General features: G+C 63.7%; 16 protein-coding genes. 10 read left to right on the forward strand and 6 right to left on the reverse strand.

Going from position 1 to position 17,652, the window contains the following annotated elements:
* Positions 1-194 precede the first annotated feature (194 nt).
* Both Q3C01_RS36035 and Q3C01_RS36040 read right to left on the reverse strand, forming a co-directional pair.
* Positions 195-1,760 (reverse strand): indolepyruvate oxidoreductase subunit beta family protein, encoded by a 1,566-nt coding sequence (locus tag Q3C01_RS36035; RefSeq protein ID WP_458150025.1) that lies wholly within the window; start codon positions 1,758-1,760, stop codon positions 195-197.
* Positions 1,757-3,916 carry a thiamine pyrophosphate-dependent enzyme gene (locus Q3C01_RS36040; RefSeq protein WP_458150026.1) on the reverse strand — a complete coding sequence of 720 codons (2,160 nt, stop codon included), beginning with the start codon at positions 3,914-3,916 and terminating at the stop codon, positions 1,757-1,759. The genes Q3C01_RS36035 and Q3C01_RS36040 overlap by 4 nt, the downstream gene beginning before the upstream one ends.
* Before the next feature lie 126 nt (positions 3,917-4,042).
* On the opposite strand from Q3C01_RS36040, the gene Q3C01_RS36045 reads away from it, so the two are divergent.
* The 5 genes from Q3C01_RS36045 to Q3C01_RS36065 all read left to right on the forward strand — a co-directional run bounded on the left by Q3C01_RS36045 (position 4,043) and on the right by Q3C01_RS36065 (position 8,355).
* On the forward strand, positions 4,043-5,071 hold the full coding sequence (locus Q3C01_RS36045) for a carbon-nitrogen hydrolase family protein (protein WP_458150027.1): 1,029 nt from the start codon (positions 4,043-4,045) through the stop codon (positions 5,069-5,071).
* A gap of 82 nt (positions 5,072-5,153) precedes the next feature.
* Entirely contained in the window at positions 5,154-6,260 is a 1,107-nt protein-coding gene (locus tag Q3C01_RS36050) for a cupin domain-containing protein (protein WP_458150028.1), read from the forward strand.
* A gap of 45 nt (positions 6,261-6,305) precedes the next feature.
* Positions 6,306-7,214 carry a fumarylacetoacetate hydrolase family protein gene (locus Q3C01_RS36055; protein WP_458150029.1) on the forward strand — a complete coding sequence of 303 codons (909 nt, stop codon included), beginning with the start codon at positions 6,306-6,308 and terminating at the stop codon, positions 7,212-7,214.
* Positions 7,214-7,651 carry an acyl-CoA thioesterase gene (locus Q3C01_RS36060; protein ID WP_458150030.1) on the forward strand — a complete coding sequence of 146 codons (438 nt, stop codon included), beginning with the start codon at positions 7,214-7,216 and terminating at the stop codon, positions 7,649-7,651. The genes Q3C01_RS36055 and Q3C01_RS36060 overlap by 1 nt, the downstream gene beginning before the upstream one ends.
* Positions 7,648-8,355 carry an EthD family reductase gene (locus Q3C01_RS36065; protein ID WP_458150031.1) on the forward strand — a complete coding sequence of 236 codons (708 nt, stop codon included), beginning with the start codon at positions 7,648-7,650 and terminating at the stop codon, positions 8,353-8,355. Before Q3C01_RS36060 ends, Q3C01_RS36065 begins: the two co-directional genes overlap by 4 nt.
* A 272-nt stretch (positions 8,356-8,627) precedes the next feature.
* On the opposite strand, the gene Q3C01_RS36070 is transcribed toward Q3C01_RS36065, so the two are convergent.
* Genes Q3C01_RS36070 through Q3C01_RS36085 form a run of 4 tightly spaced genes read right to left on the reverse strand, consistent with a single transcriptional unit; the run spans position 8,628 to position 13,339 of the window.
* Entirely contained in the window at positions 8,628-9,341 is a 714-nt protein-coding gene (locus Q3C01_RS36070; RefSeq protein ID WP_458150032.1) for an ABC transporter ATP-binding protein, read from the reverse strand.
* Positions 9,338-11,107: a branched-chain amino acid ABC transporter ATP-binding protein/permease gene (locus Q3C01_RS36075; RefSeq protein WP_458150033.1), complete on the reverse strand. Its 1,770-nt coding sequence runs from the start codon at positions 11,105-11,107 to the stop codon at positions 9,338-9,340. Before Q3C01_RS36075 ends, Q3C01_RS36070 begins: the two co-directional genes overlap by 4 nt.
* Positions 11,104-12,147, reverse strand: a complete 1,044-nt coding sequence (locus Q3C01_RS36080) for a branched-chain amino acid ABC transporter permease (RefSeq protein WP_458150034.1) — start codon at positions 12,145-12,147, stop codon at positions 11,104-11,106. The genes Q3C01_RS36075 and Q3C01_RS36080 overlap by 4 nt, the downstream gene beginning before the upstream one ends.
* Positions 12,148-12,190: 43 nt before the next feature.
* Positions 12,191-13,339, reverse strand: coding sequence for an ABC transporter substrate-binding protein (locus Q3C01_RS36085; RefSeq protein WP_458150035.1), 1,149 nt, complete (start codon positions 13,337-13,339; stop codon positions 12,191-12,193).
* A 14-nt stretch (positions 13,340-13,353) separates the two neighbouring features.
* Here Q3C01_RS36085 and Q3C01_RS36090 point away from each other — a divergent pair, with 14 nt between their 5' ends.
* From Q3C01_RS36090 to Q3C01_RS36110, 5 genes are all read left to right on the forward strand, one after another.
* Positions 13,354-13,698, forward strand: coding sequence for a hypothetical protein (locus tag Q3C01_RS36090; protein WP_458150036.1), 345 nt, complete (start codon positions 13,354-13,356; stop codon positions 13,696-13,698).
* 251 nt (positions 13,699-13,949) lie between these two features.
* Positions 13,950-14,732 (forward strand): aspartate/glutamate racemase family protein, encoded by a 783-nt coding sequence (locus Q3C01_RS36095; protein ID WP_458150037.1) that lies wholly within the window; start codon positions 13,950-13,952, stop codon positions 14,730-14,732.
* Between the two features lie 35 nt (positions 14,733-14,767).
* The gene (locus Q3C01_RS36100; RefSeq protein ID WP_458150038.1) at positions 14,768-15,196 is read left to right on the forward strand and encodes an organic hydroperoxide resistance protein; all 429 of its coding nucleotides are present in this window, start codon (positions 14,768-14,770) and stop codon (positions 15,194-15,196) included.
* A 23-nt stretch (positions 15,197-15,219) separates the two neighbouring features.
* A complete protein-coding gene (locus tag Q3C01_RS36105; RefSeq protein WP_458150039.1) occupies positions 15,220-16,398 on the forward strand; it encodes a thiolase family protein in 1,179 nt (392 codons plus the stop codon).
* Entirely contained in the window at positions 16,395-17,636 is a 1,242-nt protein-coding gene (locus Q3C01_RS36110) for an SDR family NAD(P)-dependent oxidoreductase (protein ID WP_458150040.1), read from the forward strand. The genes Q3C01_RS36105 and Q3C01_RS36110 overlap by 4 nt, the downstream gene beginning before the upstream one ends.
* Positions 17,637-17,652 lie beyond the last annotated feature (16 nt).

Here is a 17,652-nt window from a genome sequence, read left to right on the forward strand (position 1 = left end):
GCCCAAACGCGGGACCAATGCTCTCTTTGAGTGCTGCCGGCATCGCATAACCATCGAGTACAGAGTGTCTCAGGGAGGGGGAGAATTACAGTGGGTCTTCTGCTCCGATTAACGCCTTGAGAATCGCAGTCAAGACGTCCGATCCTGACGTCCACGGAAGCGAACGGCAATCCAATCCCGTGCCGTTCCCGACGTCATGCGAACGTCTTGATGGTCTGGATCACGCCGTCGAGCTCCTTGCCCGCGCTGTCCTTCAGCGCGGCTTCCCGCATCCGGCGCGCCCAGTCGGCGGCATCCTCGCGCTGTTCAACCAGCTTGATCGCGGCCAGCGTTTTGTCGAACTTCGACAGGCCGCGGCTGTGGGTATCGGAATAGCCTTTGACCAGCCGCCGGCATTGCAGGATCTCGACGCCCAACTGATAGTTGGCCTGGACCGCCTCTGCCGCGGCCTTGAGCCATGCGTCCCGATGGGCCGTTTCAACGGCATGACGCAGCGAGCGGCGGCGCATGCCGCGAAGTCCGCCCACGACATAGAGCGTGAGGAACCAGGGCAGCGCATAGGTCCGCACCCGACGTCCCTTGTTGACGCGACGGTCGAGCCAGCCGAGGAGGCGCGGCTTGCCGCCAAGCCAGCGGCCGAGGCTCGCCGGCAGCATGCCCAGGACCTCCTCCATGCGGGGATGCATGAACTCGGTGGTCTGGAGCACCTGGTCCCGCGACAGCTCGATCTCGTCTTCGATTCGTGCACGGCGGCTGGATCTGGTCTTGAGATCGGCCACGCGAATGACGTCGTCATAGGTCATGGCGTTGGCGAGATATTTTGCTGCGGCCTGCGTGAAGGCAAAGTTTCGGGAGGTGCCGCCAGAGCTCCGATCGGTAGCGTGGAGCTTGCCGAGGATGTCGAGATATTCGCCGCCATAGGCGGCGTCCTGGAAATCGACGACCTTCTTCAGCCCGGCCCGGCTCATGGCCTGTACGGCCTCGGGCAGCTCCTGCGTCAGTCGGGCGATGAGACCGGCAAGACGCGGATCCACAGCCGCGTGAGAGGGAGCGTTATCGGCTGCCCTGGGTGGCAGCGGCATCGCCGGCTCCGAGGATTTGGACTGCACCCGGTCCAACGCAGCCTCGAACGTGCGGATGCTGGCCTGAGCGCCTTTCCCACCGGCGCCGATTACGTCGAGATAGCTCTCGCGGCTAAAGGGCAGCACGCTGGCGCCTGCAAGCGCGCCGAGCATCGCGGCCGAGATGACGCTGCCATTCGCGGTCGCCAGCGCGTTCATGTCGAAGATGATCTCGGTCTTGGCGGCCACCCCGATCGCGCCGGTCACCGCACCCTTGTCGGCGATGCCGTTACCCGGCGCGATCTTCTCGCCGATCGCAAACGACCGGTGATTGGACGCGATCAGAGTGGTGCGGTCGGGCGTCACCAGACCGCGCAGGATCGAGCGTCCGGCCTCCATGAATTCGGCCGCCATGACCACGTCCACATCGCCGGGCGTCGGCATCAGCGAAAGGATCGGCTTGCGGCCATCGAGTGGCGGCATCGCCTCGATGTAGTAGATCGTGGCGCCGGTACGCTGGGCGACGCCTGGCACCGATGTCGACTGCGCGACCCAGCCATGGTTCTCGGCCAGTTGGACGATCCAATCGGTCAGGACGCCGCCGCCCTGACCGCCCATCGCGACGATGGCGATCGAGATCGGCCGCTCGGTCGCGTCACCCGCGGCAGGTAGTGCCAGTCGGACGGTCTCGTCTCTCATGCCAGCGCCTCGAGCGACGGACGCCGGCGCTCACGCCGCCGTTGCAGCCAGCCGATCACGGCCATGGTGACTTTGGACTTGAACTTGTCCCAGCCGGTCGGATTGTGGATGACGTCCGCGCGATAGAACGAGGGACACAGCACGGCCGCTTCCGCGACCTCGCCGCAATTGCCGCAGCCGACGCAGGAGTTGTCGATCGACGCAACGGGATCGTCGCGCAAAGGATCGTCCAGTTGCTTCACCGAGAGCGACGGGCAGCCGGAGAGGCGGATGCAGGCATGGTCACCGGTGCAGACGTCCTCGTCGACGCCGAAACGTTCCTTGACGATGCGCAACCCGTCCTTGATCGCCTTGCTCATTTGCGGCTTCACGCGGCGCTGCTTGTTCAGCATGCATTCGGAGGAGGCGACGATGACCTTGGGACCTTCCTCCTTGGTCGTGAGTGCTTCCTTCAGCGTGTCGCGCATCCGGCCGACATCGTAGGTGCGGTCGATCTGCCGGACCCATCGGCCGCCGATGCCCTTCACGGCCTGCACGATCGAATTGTTGGTGTTACGTCGCTTGTTGATCGCGCGCGACGACAGGATGTCCTGACCGCCGGTCGCCGAAGTGTAGTAGTTGTCGACGATGACGAAGACGCCGTCATGCTTGTTGAAGACCGCATTGCCGATGCCGCTGGTCAGCCCGTTGTGCCAGAAGCCGCCGTCCCCCATCACGGCGATCGACCGCTTGTCGGCCTTGACGTTGAATGCGGAGGTCGAGGCCGGGCCAAGGCCAAAACCCATGGTGGTCGCGCCGATGTTGAAGGGCGGGAGAATCGAGAACAGATGGCAGCCAATGTCGGCGGAGACGTGGTGCTGGCCAAGCTCCTCCTCGACGAGCTTCATGGCGGCGAAGATCGGTCGTTCCGGGCAGCCGGTGCAAAGACCGGGCGGACGCGCCGGCACGACCTGCTTCAGCTTCTCCACTGCGGGGTGATTGAGCACGGGGACTGCGTCCGGCGCCGGCGGCCGGTTGCCGAGCAGCCTCGGCTCGGTCTTCTCGAGGAATTCTCTGACCCCGCCAAGCAGCACCTGCGCGGTATAGTCGCCGCCCATCGGCAGCACGTCCTTGCCGTGGACGCGCGCCTGGATGTCCCTGCGGCGCAGCACCGTGTTGATCGCCTGCTCCAGATATTCCGGCTGGCCTTCCTCGACGATGAGAACGGCGTCCTTGTCGAGACAGAACTCCGCAACCTCCGTGTCGATCACGGGGTAGGTAACGTTCATGACGTAGAGCGGGACCTGCGTGTTGCCATACGCATCCGACAACCCGAGATATTGCAGTGCGCGGATGACGTTGTTGTACATCCCGCCCTGCATGATGATGCCGACCTTGCCCTGCTTCGGCCCCATCCACTCATTCAGCTTGTTGTCCCGGATGAAGCCGATCGCCGCAGGCATACGCGTCTTGATCTTCTCCTGCTCATGCTCGTAGGCCGCCGGCGGCAGCACGATGCGGCCGACGTCGCGCCTGGGATTGTTCAGCGCGTCCTTGATGGTGTGGGCCGGCCTCACATTGTCCTTGCAGGCAAAGCTTCCATGCATGTGACAGGCGCGGACGCGCACCTCGAGCATCACCGGAGTGTTCGAGACTTCCGAGAGCTCAAAGCCCTTCTCGATCAGGTTGACGATGCATTCATGATCGGGGCGCGGATCCAGCAGCCACATCTGCGATTTCATCGCGAAGGCATGAGTGCGCTCCTGCATGATCGAGGAGCCTTCGCCGTAATCCTCGCCAACGATGATCATGGTGCCGCCGGTGACGCCGCCGGAGGCGAGATTGGCCAGCGCGTCGGAGGCAACATTGGTGCCGACCGTCGACTTCCACGCGACCGCGCCGCGCAGGGGATACATCACGGAGGCCGACAGCATCGCCGCCGCTGCCGCCTCATTGGCGGAGCTCTGGAAGACGACGCCGAGATCGTCGAGCACGTCCTTGGCGTCGGCCAGCACGTCCATCAGGTGCGAGATTGGCGAGCCCTGATAACCGCCGACATAGGCAACGCCCGATTGCAGGAGTGCCTTGGTGATGGCGAGGATGCCTTCGCCGCGGAAGGTGTCGCCGTCGCCGAGCCGGAGATCCTCGACTTCGCGAGCAAAAGACCGTTCAGCCATTGCGCCCTCCAGAAATATGCGATAGCATACTTTTACATGTGAAGTAAGTCAACGCTGCGCTATGTAGTCACGCTTGCGGACCTCTGCTCCGGAAGGCGATCATGAGCCAGCGACAGGGTAGTGCCAATGCTGAAGCTGCCGCGCTTTAAAGCTGCCGCCGTCCAGGCTTCACCTGTATATCTCAACGCGAGCGCGACCGCTGACAAGGCAGCCTCACTGGTGCGTGAGGCAGCTGGCCATGGCGCGCAGCTCGTCGCGTTCCCCGAAGTGTTCGTTCCAGGCTATCCCTACTGGAACTGGATCACCGATCCCGTCACGGGAAGCGCATGGTTCGAGAAGCTCGCCAAGGCATCGGTCCTGGTGCCGGGTCCGGAGATCGACGTCGTCCGGAAGGCTGCACGCGATACCGGGTGCTACGTCGTCCTCGGCGTGAACGAGCGCAGCCCGGTGTCCCTGGGAGCAATCTACAACACGCTGGTCTTCATTGGCCCGGACGGCGCGCTGCTCGGCAAGCACCGCAAGCTGGTGCCGACCTGGGCAGAGAAGCTGACCTGGACCGGCGGTGACGGGTCGAGCCTGCGCGTCTATGATACCGAGATCGGGCGTCTCGGCGGGCTCGCGTGCGGCGAGAACACCAACACGCTCGCGCGCTTTGCGCTGTTGGGGCAGGGAGAGCTCGTCCACGTTGCGAGCTACATTTCGCTCCCCGTCGCGCCGGCGGACTACGACATGGCGGAGGCGATCAAGTTGCGCGCCATTGCCCATTCCTTTGAAGGCAAGATTTTTACGGTCGTCTCCTGCTCGACGGTCTCGGAAGAGATCATTGCGGCGATGGAGGCCATCGTTCCCGATGCGCGGGCGCGCCTGCAGCGCAAGTCGAGCGCATTTTCGGGGATCATCGGGCCGGACGGCCGCGTGGTCGGTGCTCCCCTGATCGACGATGAAGGCATCGTCTACGCTGACATCGATCTCGACCGCTGCATTCAACCGAAGCAGATGCATGACATCGTCGGGCACTACAACCGCTTCGACATTTTCGATTTGCGGGTCAATCGCCGTCCGCTGGGGCCGCTCGGCTTTGTGGAGGGCGAACGTTTCGCACCGGACGCCGCCGAGCAGGCAGGCTTCACGTCAATTCCAGACAAGTCGGAATGATGGTTTGGGACGCGTCGCGCCAGCGACGCCATGAGACAGGACTTACGAGGCAAGACTCACAAGTCGGGACTTGGAGGATGGGATGCGCGAAAACGTCATCGGCCGGGCCAATGTCGAGGATACTCCGGAGCTCAAGGCCTACTACAAGGATCTCGAGAAATTCGAAGCCGGCGCGCTGTGGACGGTCGCCAACAAGATCGAGCCGTGGCAGCCGCAGTCGGCGTCCGTTGCCGTGCTCTGGCGCTACAGTGATCTGCGCGAGCACGTGCTGCGCTCGGTGGAGCTGGTCTCGCCGGAGAAAGCGGGGCGCCGGGTGATCTACCTCAACAACCCTGGTCGCCGTGATGTGTCGGCGGCGGTCGGCTGGCTCTATTCGGGATTGCAGGTGATGCACCCCGGTGAAGTCGCGACCGCGCACGCGCACTCGGCCTCCGCCCTGCGCTTCATCATGGAAGGGGCGGGCGCTTATACGATCGTTGACGGTCACAAGATGACGTTGGGGGCGCGCGATTTCGTGCTGACGCCGAACGGCACCTGGCACGAGCATGGCGTCGAAGGCAACGGCTCGGTCTGCATCTGGCAGGATGGGCTCGACATCCCGCTGGTCAATGCGCTGGAGGCCAATTTCTTCGTCGTGCATCCAAAAATCCAGCAGGAGGAGTCCGGCTACCCCGTGGACGACATGACCAGGACCTGGGGCAATCCCGGTCTTCGGCCGGCTGACTCCAAATGGTCGAAGGGCTATTCGCCCATGTTCAAGTACGAGTGGGAGCCGACCTACGACGCTTTGCGGAAATATGCCGCCGCGACCGACGGATCGCCCTACGACGGCATCCTCATGAACTACGTCAATCCAATCACCGGTGGGCACGTGATGCAGACGATCGGCGCGAGCATGCAGTTGCTGCGGCCGGGCGAGACAACGAAGTCGCACCGGCACACCGGAAGCTTCGTCTACCAGGTCGCCAAGGGGCACGGTTGTTCCGTGATCGGCGGCAAGCGGTTCGAATGGGAGGAGCGCGACATCTTCTGCGTTCCGTCCTGGGCGTGGCACGAGCACGGCAACGCGTCTTCGAGCGAGGACGCCTGCCTGTTCTGCTTCAACGATCTGCCTGTCATCGAGGGCCTCAGTCTCTACAGGGAAGAGGCCTATGGCGACAATGCCGGCCATCAGCCGGTCGCCGCCTGACGCGTCCTTGCAGAATTCAACCAGAAGAGCCGGATAGAAGCTTACATGCGTCTTGTCACCTACACCTCCGGCACCAGCGGTGCCCGCCTCGGGGTTGTCGTCAACGGATTGGTCGTCGATGTCGAGCGCCTCGGTGCGTCGCGCAATCTCGCATGGCCGAACGACATGCTCTCGTTCATCGACAACGGCGTGACCCTGTTGCCGGCGCTGAAGGAGTGCCTTGAGAACGCCAATGGCCGCTTCGCGGCCGGCTCGGCCGTTCCAGTCGAGGACGTGAAACTGCAAGCCCCGATCCCGCGCCCGCGAAAGAACATTTTTGGCATCGGGCTCAACTATCGCGCCCATGTCGCGGAGTCCGCCAAGAGCCTCGATACCGACAAGGACCTGCCGAAGCAGCCGGTGGTCTTTTCCAAGCCGCCGACCTCCGTGATCGGTCCCGGCGCAGCCATCCAGCACAATGCGAAGATGACGCAGCAGCTCGATTGGGAAGTCGAGCTCGCCGTCATCATCGGCAAGACCGCCACGCGCATCCCAGTCGACAAAGCGATGGATCACGTCTTCGGCTATTCAGTGATAATCGATATTTCCGCGCGCGACAATCGCCGCGCGGGCCAGTGGATCTTTTCCAAAGGCATGGACACCTATGCGCCGTTCGGCCCCTGCATCGTGACGGCGGACGAGATTCCCGATCCGCATGACTTGCGGCTCTGGCTGACCAAGAACGGTGTCATGAAGCAGGACTCCAATACCAAATACATGATCTTCGACATTGCGGTTCTGATTTCCGACATTTCATCGGGCATGACGCTCGAGCCCGGCGACATCATCGCGACGGGTACGCCTGAAGGAGTTGGCGCCGGCCTGTCTCCGCAGGAATGGTTGTGGCCGGGCGACGTGGTGGAAGCCGGGGTTGATGGCGTCGGTGTCATCAGGCACCCGGTCGTCGCAATCTGATGACGCAGTTCTCCTTCGACCGCGAGCTAAGGTTCGGGGATTGCGACCCCTCCGGCATCGCCTACTTCCCGTCCTATCTGAACATCCTCAATGGCGTCGTCGAGGAGTTCTGGGCAACGATCGGTTTTCCATGGCCGGAATTGATCACGGTCCGGAAGATCGGGACGCCTACGGTGCATCTCACCTGTGATTTTTCCCGGCCATCGAAGTTCGGCGCCCGCCTGACGTTCGCGCTGCACATCGTCAAGGTCGGCCGCGCCTCGCTCCATTTGGCGCACGTCGTCTCGGGTGCGGACGGGACGCGGTGGAAGGCCCGCCAGATCCTCGCCGCGACGTCGCTGGTCGACCACCATGCCATACCCTGGCCCGACGACGTCCGCGCCGCGCTCGTGGCGCGTTGGCACGCTGGGGAGGGAACGGAGATAGTTCCCTCATGATCTCGTTCTTCATGACGTTCTCTGATCCGGCCGGCGAACGCCGGATCCAGTCCGATGATATTGCCGCCGCGGCGGCCATGATCGGATCGATTCCGCATATGACCGAGGGCTTGCTGTTCACGCCGCTGGAGCATTCGGTCGATCACCCCTATGGGGCCGATGGTCCGGGGCCGACTTTAGCCGTCCAACTGCGCTTTCCGGACCTCTTCGCCTGCGAAGCGGCACTCGACGGCGGCGGAGTTCTCGCTGGCCTCGCGGTGGGTGAAGGCCTGCCGAGCCTTGCGGGACTCGATGTCACGCACCAGGCGATGGTGACGCGCTCGTTCCCGGTCGACCTTGCCGCGCATCACGAGGGAACGACGAACCCGTGCAGCTACCTCGTCCACTATCCCGGGCCGGCTGACGACCTCAATGCGTGGCACCTGCATTATCTCGACCATCACCCCTCGATCATGCGGACCTTCCCGAACGTTCGCCAGGTCGAGATCTATACTGGGATCGACTGGGTCGACCGGTTGCCGTCGCAGCGGGTCGCGTACATTCAGCGCAACAAGCTGGTGTTCGATAGTCCCGAGGCGCTGTCGCACGCGCTGGCATCAGACGTGATCAAGCGCATGCGCGCCGACTTCGTGCAATTCCCGCCCTTCCAGGGCGGCAACAAGCATTTTCCGATGCTGACGAGGACCGTCCGGTCTGCGGTCTAGAGCTCGGTGAGGTTAAGTTCGGCTTGATCGCCGGCACCGTTTCACCTCTCTCCAGCGGCAGAGGTCGGATCGTGCCTGTATCGACGGGTCATGCAAGGGCTTTGCCCATCCGACAACTGCGATGATGGCATCTTGCAGGTGATTTGCCCGACGTGTCAATCCAATTTCGTAAAAGGCGAAAATTGTGGCGCCGGCGTCCGGCTACTTTGCATGGGGTTGTTTTCGATGTTTTTGGTGGTACGGCCACGAACGCCTCTGGCCGAACCTGGTCTTCAGTGTCCACCGAGATAGGCCGTGATCAGCCGGGGATCGTGGATGAGGTCCTTGGCCGGGCCTGACTGCACGATCTCACCGGTCTCGAGCACGTAGCCGTAGTCGGCCGTCTCGAGCGCGGCGCGGGCATTCTGCTCGACCAGCAGGATCGAGACGCCCAGCTCGCGCAAGGATGCGATGGTGCGAAAGATCTCGCGCACGATCAGCGGTGCGAGACCGAGGCTTGGCTCGTCGAGCATCAAGAGCTTCGGCTTCGCCATCAGGGCCCGGCCGAGTGCGAGCATCTGGCGCTCGCCGCCGGAGAGCGTGCCCGCGGCCTGTCGCTGCCGCTCCTTCAGCCGCGGGAAGCGATCATAGACCTCATCCAGTGTCTTCTGCACGCCCGAGCGGTCGCGCAGGCTATACGAGCCCAGGAGTAGGTTGTCGGCAACCGACATCTCGGAGAACAGCTCGCGCTTCTCCGGAACGAGGCATAGCCTGCGCTCGACGCGGTCCTCGACGGATATCCTGCCGATGTCGCCGCCTTGGAACATCATGCGGCCGCGCGACGCGAGCAGTCCGATTGCGGCCATCAGGAGCGTGGTCTTGCCGGCCCCGTTCGGGCCGATGACGGTGACGATCTGCCCTTCCTCGACCGACAGCGAGACGTTGCGGACGGCTTCGACGTTGTCGTAGCAGACCGTTACATCGGTCATGGAAAACATCTCGCTCACGCGACGCCTCCGAGATAGGCCTCTTGCACCCGCTCGTCGTTGCGGATCGCGCTCGGTGCGCCCTCGCAAATTTTGGATCCGAAGTCGAGCACGACGATGCGGTCGACCAGCGACATCACGAATTCCATGTCGTGCTCGACGATGAGGATGGTGAGGTGATCCGCCCGCAGCGAGCGCAGGAGCTCTGCAAGCCTCAACTTTTCCTGCCGGCGCAGGCCGGCTGCCGGCTCGTCCAGCACCAGCAAGGAGGGGTCTGCGGCGAGCGCGCGCGCGATCTCCAGTATGCGCTGATTACCGAGGGGAAGATTGCCCGCGAGCTCGAACGGCTTGTCGCCAAGCCCGACGCGCTCGAGCTGCATCAAGGCCTCGTGCCGTGCACTGGCTTCCTCGCGCTGGTTTAGGCCGAAGGCACCGGAAAGCAGGCCGGTGCTGGTGCGGGCGTAGGTGCCGAGCATCACGTTCTCCAGGAGGCTCATGCGCGGCCTCAGCTTGACGTGCTGAAACGTCCTCGCGATGCCGGCCTTGGCGATGCGGGATTGCGCGTCGCGCGTAATCTGGCGCCCTGCAAAGACGATCTCGCCCTTGTTGACCCGGAGCGCGCCGGTCAGGCAGTTGAACATCGTGCTCTTGCCGGCGCCGTTCGGGCCAATGACGGCGAGAATTTCGCCTGACCGCACCTCGAAGCTGACTTTATTGACGGCGATCAGGCCGCCGAACCGGCGCTCGGCGCCATCGACTTTCAGCAGCAACTCGCCTGGCGTCGGCCGCATGCGGCGAGGCAGGGGCGGTGCCGGCGGCGGTCGCTCGCGCTGAATCTTCGGCAGGAAGCGCGCAACGAAGGGCACGATACCCTGCCGCGCCCATTGCAGGAACAGGATGAACAGTGCGGAGAAGGCGACGATCTCGAGCTGTCCGGACGCGCCCTTGGCGATCAGCGGCAGATAGTCCTGCACGCTGTTCTTGAGCAGCGTGACGATGGCAGCCCCCACGACGCCGCCGAGCAGGCTGCCGGCGCCGCCCACCATCGACATCATTAGATATTCGATGCCCATGCCGGCATCGAACGGACCCGGGCTGATGAAGCGGCTCATATGGGCATAGAGCCAGCCGGAGAGCGAGGCAAGGAAGGCCGCGATCACGAAGGTAACGAGCTTGATCTGGAAGGCATTGATGCCGAGGCTCTCGACCAGCGTGTTGCCGCCGCGCAGCGCCCGCATGGCGCGGCCGAGCCGCGAATCCAGGAGGTTGTAACCGAGGAAGAGGACCGCGGCGACAATCCCCCAGATCAAGAAGAAGATCTGGACGCTCGAAACCAGTGCGAACGAGCCGAAGTTGATCGGCGGGATCGACGAGATGCCGTTGAAGCGGCCAAGCCCCTCGACATTGCCAAACAGGAAGCCGATCGCAAGGCCCCATGCGACGGTCGAGAGCGAGAGGAAATGGCCCTGAAGCCGCAGGGTGACGACGCCGAGAACGGCTGCGACACCGCAGGTCAGCACAACGCTCAATACCAGGCCAAGCCAGGGCGAATGCCCGTTCAGCGCGGAGACCCAGGCCGTGGCATAGGCCGCAACGCCCACGAAGGCCGCCTGCCCGAACGACACGATGCCGCCGACGCCGGTGAGCAGCGCAAGTCCAATGGCGACGAGCGAATAGATGCCGATGTAGTTCATCAGCGTAATGCTGAAGGGGCTGAGCACGAAGGGCGCGACCGCAAGGCACACCACCGCCGCCACTGCCGCGAGCTGAACATGAAAGCGCATCATTCCTCGATCTCCTCCTCGGAATGCAGCGAGGCGAGAGACCGCCAGATCAGGATCGGAATCAGCAGCGAGAACACGATGACGTCCTTCAGAGCACTACTCTGAAAGGATGCGAAGCTTTCGAGAATGCCGACGCCGACGGCGCCGATCGCGGCTCCGGGGTAGCTGGTCATGCCGCCGACGATGGCGCCGACGAACGCTTTGAGGCCGATCAGGAAGCCGGAATCGTAGAACACAGTGTTCACCGGCGCGATCAGGATTCCCGATACGCCGGCCATCAGCGAGCCCAGGAGATAGGCGATGGTGCCGGCCCGCGCCGGGCGTATTCCCATCAGCCGGGAGCCGGTTCGGTTCACGGCCGTCGCGCGCAGGGATTTGCCGACCAGCGAGAAGTCGAAGAAGAGATAGAGCAGGCCGCTGAAGACGATTGCGGCGATCACGATCAGCATGGTCTGGCCCGAGATCAGGACGCCGGCGAATTCCGTCGAGAGCGAGGTCAGCGGCTCGGTTCGGACCCCTTCAGGGCCGAAGAACAGCAGGCCGAGACCGACCAGCGCGAAATGCAGCGCGACGGAGACCGTCAGTAGCAGAAGCACCGTTCCATCCGCGATCGGGCGGAACACGATCCGGTCAAGCAGCGGCGCGATCGGCGTGATCAGCATCAGCGCGAGCAGGAGCCGCACTGCAAGGGGCGGATCGATGCGCATCACCAGCCACACGGTACCAACTGCGGCCAATGGCAGCACGAGGTAGAAGAGTAGCGCGCGTGGCAGCATCCGGAGTTCGCCGGCGCGCAGCAACGAGAGAATCTCGATCAGGGTCGCAAGGCAGGCCAGTATCACGACGAGCGCCCCCGTGCCGGGAAAGCGCTTCGCGTCGAGCGCTGCAAGTGTCAGAGCGGTAAATGCGGCGATGTCGCCGAAGGGGATGAAGATGACCCGCGTCACCGTGAAGATGAGGACGGTCCCGATTGCCACCAGCGCATAGATTGCGCCGGTGGCGATCCCGTCGATCGCAAGAATGGCTGCGATGTCGCTCGTCATGTGAGACGCCGTTCTCCCGTTTTATCCGCCAGCCGCTTATCGACTACGGCGCGTACTTCCAGGCGCCGCCGGTCAGACGCACCACGACCAGGGAGCGCTCGTCGACGCCCGTCACCGCACCGGGCTTGAAATTGTAGACGGCGTGTACGCCCGGGAGCTCCTTGGTGCTCAGGATCGCATCTCGCAGCGCTGTGCGAAATTCAGTCGTCCCGGGCTTTGCGATCTTGAGCGCGCGCTCGGCGGCGTTGGCGAAGATCAGCCAGGCGTCAAATGAGTAGGCGGAGAAGCCGTCGGTGGTCGGAATGTTGTGGGTCTTCTGGTACACGGCGCGGAAATCGAGTGCGATCTTCTTGGCAAAGTGCTCGTCCGGAAGCTGCTCGGCTACGATCACGGGGCCGGCGGAGACCTGAATGCCCTCAGCGGCCTTGCCGCCCACATTGACGAAGTCCGGATTGACCAGCGCCACCGTGCCGTAGGTCTTGCCCTTGAAACCGCGCTCGGCAAGGCTCAGGAGGGGCAGCGCGCCCTGTGTACCCGACCCGCCGTCCAGTACAGCATCAGGCCGTGCGGCGAGCACTTTAAGGGTTTGCGCGGTCACCGAAGTGTCGGTCCGGGCATAGCGCTCGTTGGTTTGCACCTTGATGTCGTCAATCGCCTCGGCGGCCTTGGCTCCATTGTAGACGAGATCGCCCCACGCGTCCGAAAACCCGATGTAGCCGATGTTCTTCATGCCGTCGCGCTTCATGCGGTCGGCCACGATCTTGACGAGGAGGGACGCGGGCTGCGGCACTGAGACGACCCATTGCTCCGGCGATTCCGGTAGTCTGCCGATCGGCGAGACCGCGATCATCGGCACCTTCAGTTCGCTCGCTACCGCTGCCATGGCAATGGTCGACGGCGCCGTGGCGGTCCCGATCAAGAGGTCCACCTTCTCTTCTTCCACGAGCTTGCGCGCATTGCGCGTCGCGGCCGACGGATCGGAGCCGTCGTCAAGCTGGATCAGTCGAACGGTCTCGCCGTCGATCGTCTTCCTGTATTCATAGGCGGCGTTGATGCCCCGGCCGTAGGGAATGCCGATCGAGGAGCCGTTGCCGCTTAGCGAGGTGACAAAGCCGATGGTGATGTCGGCCCGCGCGGCTGGCGCCGCTAGGACGCCGACAGCAAGTGCGAGGAAGCTCAGAGTCTTGCGCATTCGCGTTCTCCTCCATGGGTGCAGGGCATCAATGCCTGAAAGCCGGTAAGGGGCTTCCGGTTGCAAAAGAACCGATTGAAAGGGATGTTGCGGCGTCCGAGCCGGGCGCGATGACGATGAGCTTGCTGGGCGAAAACGTCAGCAGCCATGGCGACGCAGGCCGCGCGAACGTTGGGCGCCTGGGCGGAGATCACTGGCCGACTGATGCAGAGATGAGCGATCGCGATGCGCGGCCGGCGATGCTGCTGCCGGCTGTTCAAGCCCGACGACTGTCCACGCGATCGAGATTCTCAAAATCGGTGCCCTGCAACATCGTTGCCTTGCCGCCGGCGCGGGCCGGTGGATTATTTAAAGCCTAAAGTATTCCCGGTGGGGCCGTCAACACGTGTCACGGGGCTGTCAGAAAAAAATGTTGCTGCATACAATTTTTGTCAGGCTCCGCCACTTCCAAGGCATCTTGGACCTCAGAAGAGGGCGACACTGCCGTTCGCGGCCGACCTGGTCCGTTGCCGTTGTCGCGCACATTTGACGGGTCAATTAGTTTATGGTTGAAATATATTGTCGACTACCGAAAACCGATCCTCCGATGAGCCACTCGAGGAGAAGGACGATGCGCATCTTCTGGCAAAGCTTCGTTGATGCGAGCGTCAACGCGCCCTACATGGCGCTGCTGTCGGAATACCTCAACACGATCGCGGCGCACGGCACGACGGTGCATGTCGAAGGGATTTCGCCGCCGGACCGCGAGTTCGGACGGCTCGCCGAATTGCGCTGCGCCGTTCAGGCGATCGACAACGGCATCGCGGCCGAGGAGGGCGGGTTCGACGCCTTCGTGATTGGTCATTTCCAGGATCCCGGACTTTACGAGCTCCGCTCGACGCTCGACATTCCCGTGATCGGGACCGGCGAGGCGACGTTGCTTGCGGCCTCGCAACTCGGCCGGCGCCTCGGCCTCGTGACACTCGATCCCGTCTTCGAGGTCTGGCACTACGAGCAGGCTGAACGTTACGGCCTCGGTCATCGCGTCGTCCACGTGACGGGCCTTGGCTGCAAGCCCGAGGATTTCGCAAGCGCGTTCGCGGGCGATCAGGCCGCCCATGCCCGGATGATCGAGGATTTCATGACCTGCGCCCTTCCGCTGGTGGAGCGCGGTGCCGACGTGGTGATACCCGCGGGTGTGCTGCCGGGCCTGCTGATTGGGCGGGAGCACGGTCTGAAGGTCGGGCACGCGCCGGTGGTGAATTGCGCCGCGGTGGCGTTGAAGAGCGCCGAGATGTGGGTGCAACTCAGGCGGCTCAATGGCACCGAGCCGAGCCGCGGGCCGAGCTTCAAGCGTGCCAGCGCACTCGCTCGTGACGATTTTCGGGCGCTGCTTGCGCGCAACAAGCGTTAGCGCCGGAAGGGCCGGTCAAGTCTGGAGAGCAAGATATGATGAGACCCGAAAAGATCCTTTACGAGACCGAGGTGACGGCGATGGGGGGCCGCGACGGCAAGGCCGCGAGCGCGGATGGCTTGCTGTCGGTGTCGCTGTCCTTGCCGAAGTCGCTGGGCGGACCGGGCGGCGAGGGGACCAATCCGGAGCAACTCTTTGCGGCCGGCTATGCCGCGTGCTTCCTTGGCGCGGTCAAGCTCGTGGCGCGCACCCGGAAGATCGTTCCCTCTGCCGAGCCTTCGGTCACTGCGAAGGTTGCCATGGGACCGGTGCCTGTCGGGTATGCGCTCGCAGTCGAACTGAAGGTTTGCCTGCCCGGGATCGAGAAACCGGTGGCGGAGCAAATCGCCGCAGGAGCGCACGAGCGGTGTCCCTATTCGAACGCGACTCGCGGCAATATCGACGTCAAGCTGACGGTGATCTGAGGCGGGTCAAAGGCAGGCGGCAGGTGAAAAATTCGCTGCGCACACCCTACGACGGAATCGTGATGGCGGCGCCTGTCACGATACCCTATTTGCGCTATTCCATCGAGAGCGCGCAATGGTGGATCGGCCGCGCGCTGAGCGCGCTCGTCGCGCAGGCCGGCATCAAAGCCTCCGACATCGACGGTCTGTGCGTCTCGAGCTTCACCATAGGAACTGACAGCGGAATTGGACTGACGCAGCATTTCGGACTGTGCGTGCGATGGTTGGACACCATCCCGCTCGGCGGCGCCAGCGCCATCGCCGCATTGCGGAAGGCCGCACGCGCGGTGCAGGCGCGCGATGCCGACATCGTGGCTTGCGTGGCCGGCGACACCAACCACGTCGATTCCTTCCGCCTGACGCTAGAGAACTTCTCGCGGTTCAACCAGGATGCTGTCTATCCCTATGGTGCGGGCGGCGCCAATGCGAGCTTCGCGCTGATTGCGCGCAACTATATGCGGACGTTTGGCATCACGCGCGAGGATGTTGGCAGGATCGCGGTCGCCCAGCGCGCCAACGCGCTGCGCAACCCGCACGCGCTGATGAAGACGCCGCTGACGATCAAGCAATATCTGGCGGCCCGTCCGATTTCCGATCCCATTCATCTCTTTGATTGCGTCATGCCCTGCGCCGGTGCCGAGGCCTTCCTTGTGATGCGGGACGAGACCGCGGCATCGCTGGGATTGCCGGCTGCACGATTGCTGTCGACGATCGAGCGGCACAACGCCTTCGCCGACGACGAGATGCAGGTGAGGGGCGGCTGGGCAATGGACGTCGGTGAGCTCTACGCGATGGCCGGCGTTAGGCCTGACGATCTTGATATCGTCCAAACCTATGACGACTATCCGATCATCACGATGATGCAGTTCGAGGATCTCGGCTTCTGCGACAAGGGCGAGGGCGCAGAATTCGTGCGCCAGCACGATCTCACGATTGACGGCGACTTCCCGCACAATACCTCGGGTGGACAGCTGTCGGTCGGGCAGGCCGGCGCAGCCGGCGCCTATCTCGGTCTCGTCGAAGGGCTGCGGCAGGTCCTGGGAGCAGCGGGTCCCACACAAGTGAAGGATGCAAAGCTCGGTTTGGCCTCGGGATTCGGTATGATCAACTATGACCGCGGCCTGGCCTCGGGTGCCGCGATCTTTGCAGGGCCTTCGCGATGATCGATCCGATTGAGCCGCCCCGGCGCAAGAACCCGCTGCTGCGGACGCGGCTTCCTACATCGCCGCCGCGGCCGCGCAGCAGAACATCGCACGGGTTCACGCGCGCTGCCGCCGAAGGACGCTTCATGCTCCAGCGCTGCGAGGGCTGCGGTGCCTTCGCGTATCCGGCGCGCGAGGCGTGCCCCGCCTGCCTGTCGGCCGGTCTTGCGTTTGTCGATGCGCCGCGTCGCGGCACCCTGCTGGCAGAGACGACGGCGCGCGTGCCGAGCGACGTCTACTTCCGCGAGCGGGTGCCCTGGCGCATCGGCCTCGTCAAGATGGACGTCGGTCCGACGATGGTTGCGCATCTCCATGCCGACTGCGTCGAGGGCGCCCCGGTGCGCATGTCGCTTCAAATCGACAAGAGCGGGCAGGCCGTGGCCTTTGCCCGACCCGAGGCAGAGACTCCCAATATGGCAGACGACAGACAGTGGCGGGAAATGACGGCCGATCCAAAATTCAGGCGGGTGCTCGTCACCAACGGCCGCAGCGTGATCGGCCAGGAAGCCGTCGCAGCCCTGAAGGTCTCGGGCGCGAAGACCGTGTTCGTTGGCGTAGCCGAACCCTGGCGGCCTTTCGCCGGTGAAAAACTGCTGCGCGAGCAGGACGGGGTCGAGGTCGTCACGCTCGATGCTGCCGACGAAAAATCTGCCGCCGATCTTGCCGCAGACATAGGCGGCAAGGTCGACATCCTCGTCAACACGACGGAACATGTGCGGCCGGGCGGCCTGCTCGACCGCAGGGGCACGAGCATCGCGCGGGACGAGATCGATCAGGCCTATCTCGGCTTCATCAATCTCGCACAGGCCTTTGGACCCGCCATGCGCATGCGCGGCGCCGACGGCATCAACAACAGCGTCGCATGGGTCAACATCCTGTCAGTCTATGCGCTCGCGAACTGGCCCGCCTTTGGAGCCTACTCGGCCTCACAGGCCGCGTGCCTGTCGCTGTCGCACTGCCTTCGTGCGGAGCTACGCCCCGGCGGCATCAAGGTTATGAACCTATTCACCGGGCCCGTCGACACCGAGTGGTTCCAGACCGTTCCACCGCCGAAGGTCGCGCCGCGAGCCGTCGCCCAGGCGATCGTGTCCGGGCTCCGGGGCGGACTCGAAGAGATGTATGTCGGGGATGTCGCCGAAGAGATTCGGCAACGTCTCGCAGCCAATCCGAAAGCGCTCGAGCGCGAGCTCGACAGGTGAACCGGGATTTCAACCA

This window comes from Bradyrhizobium sp. UFLA05-109, from assembly GCF_054185165.1.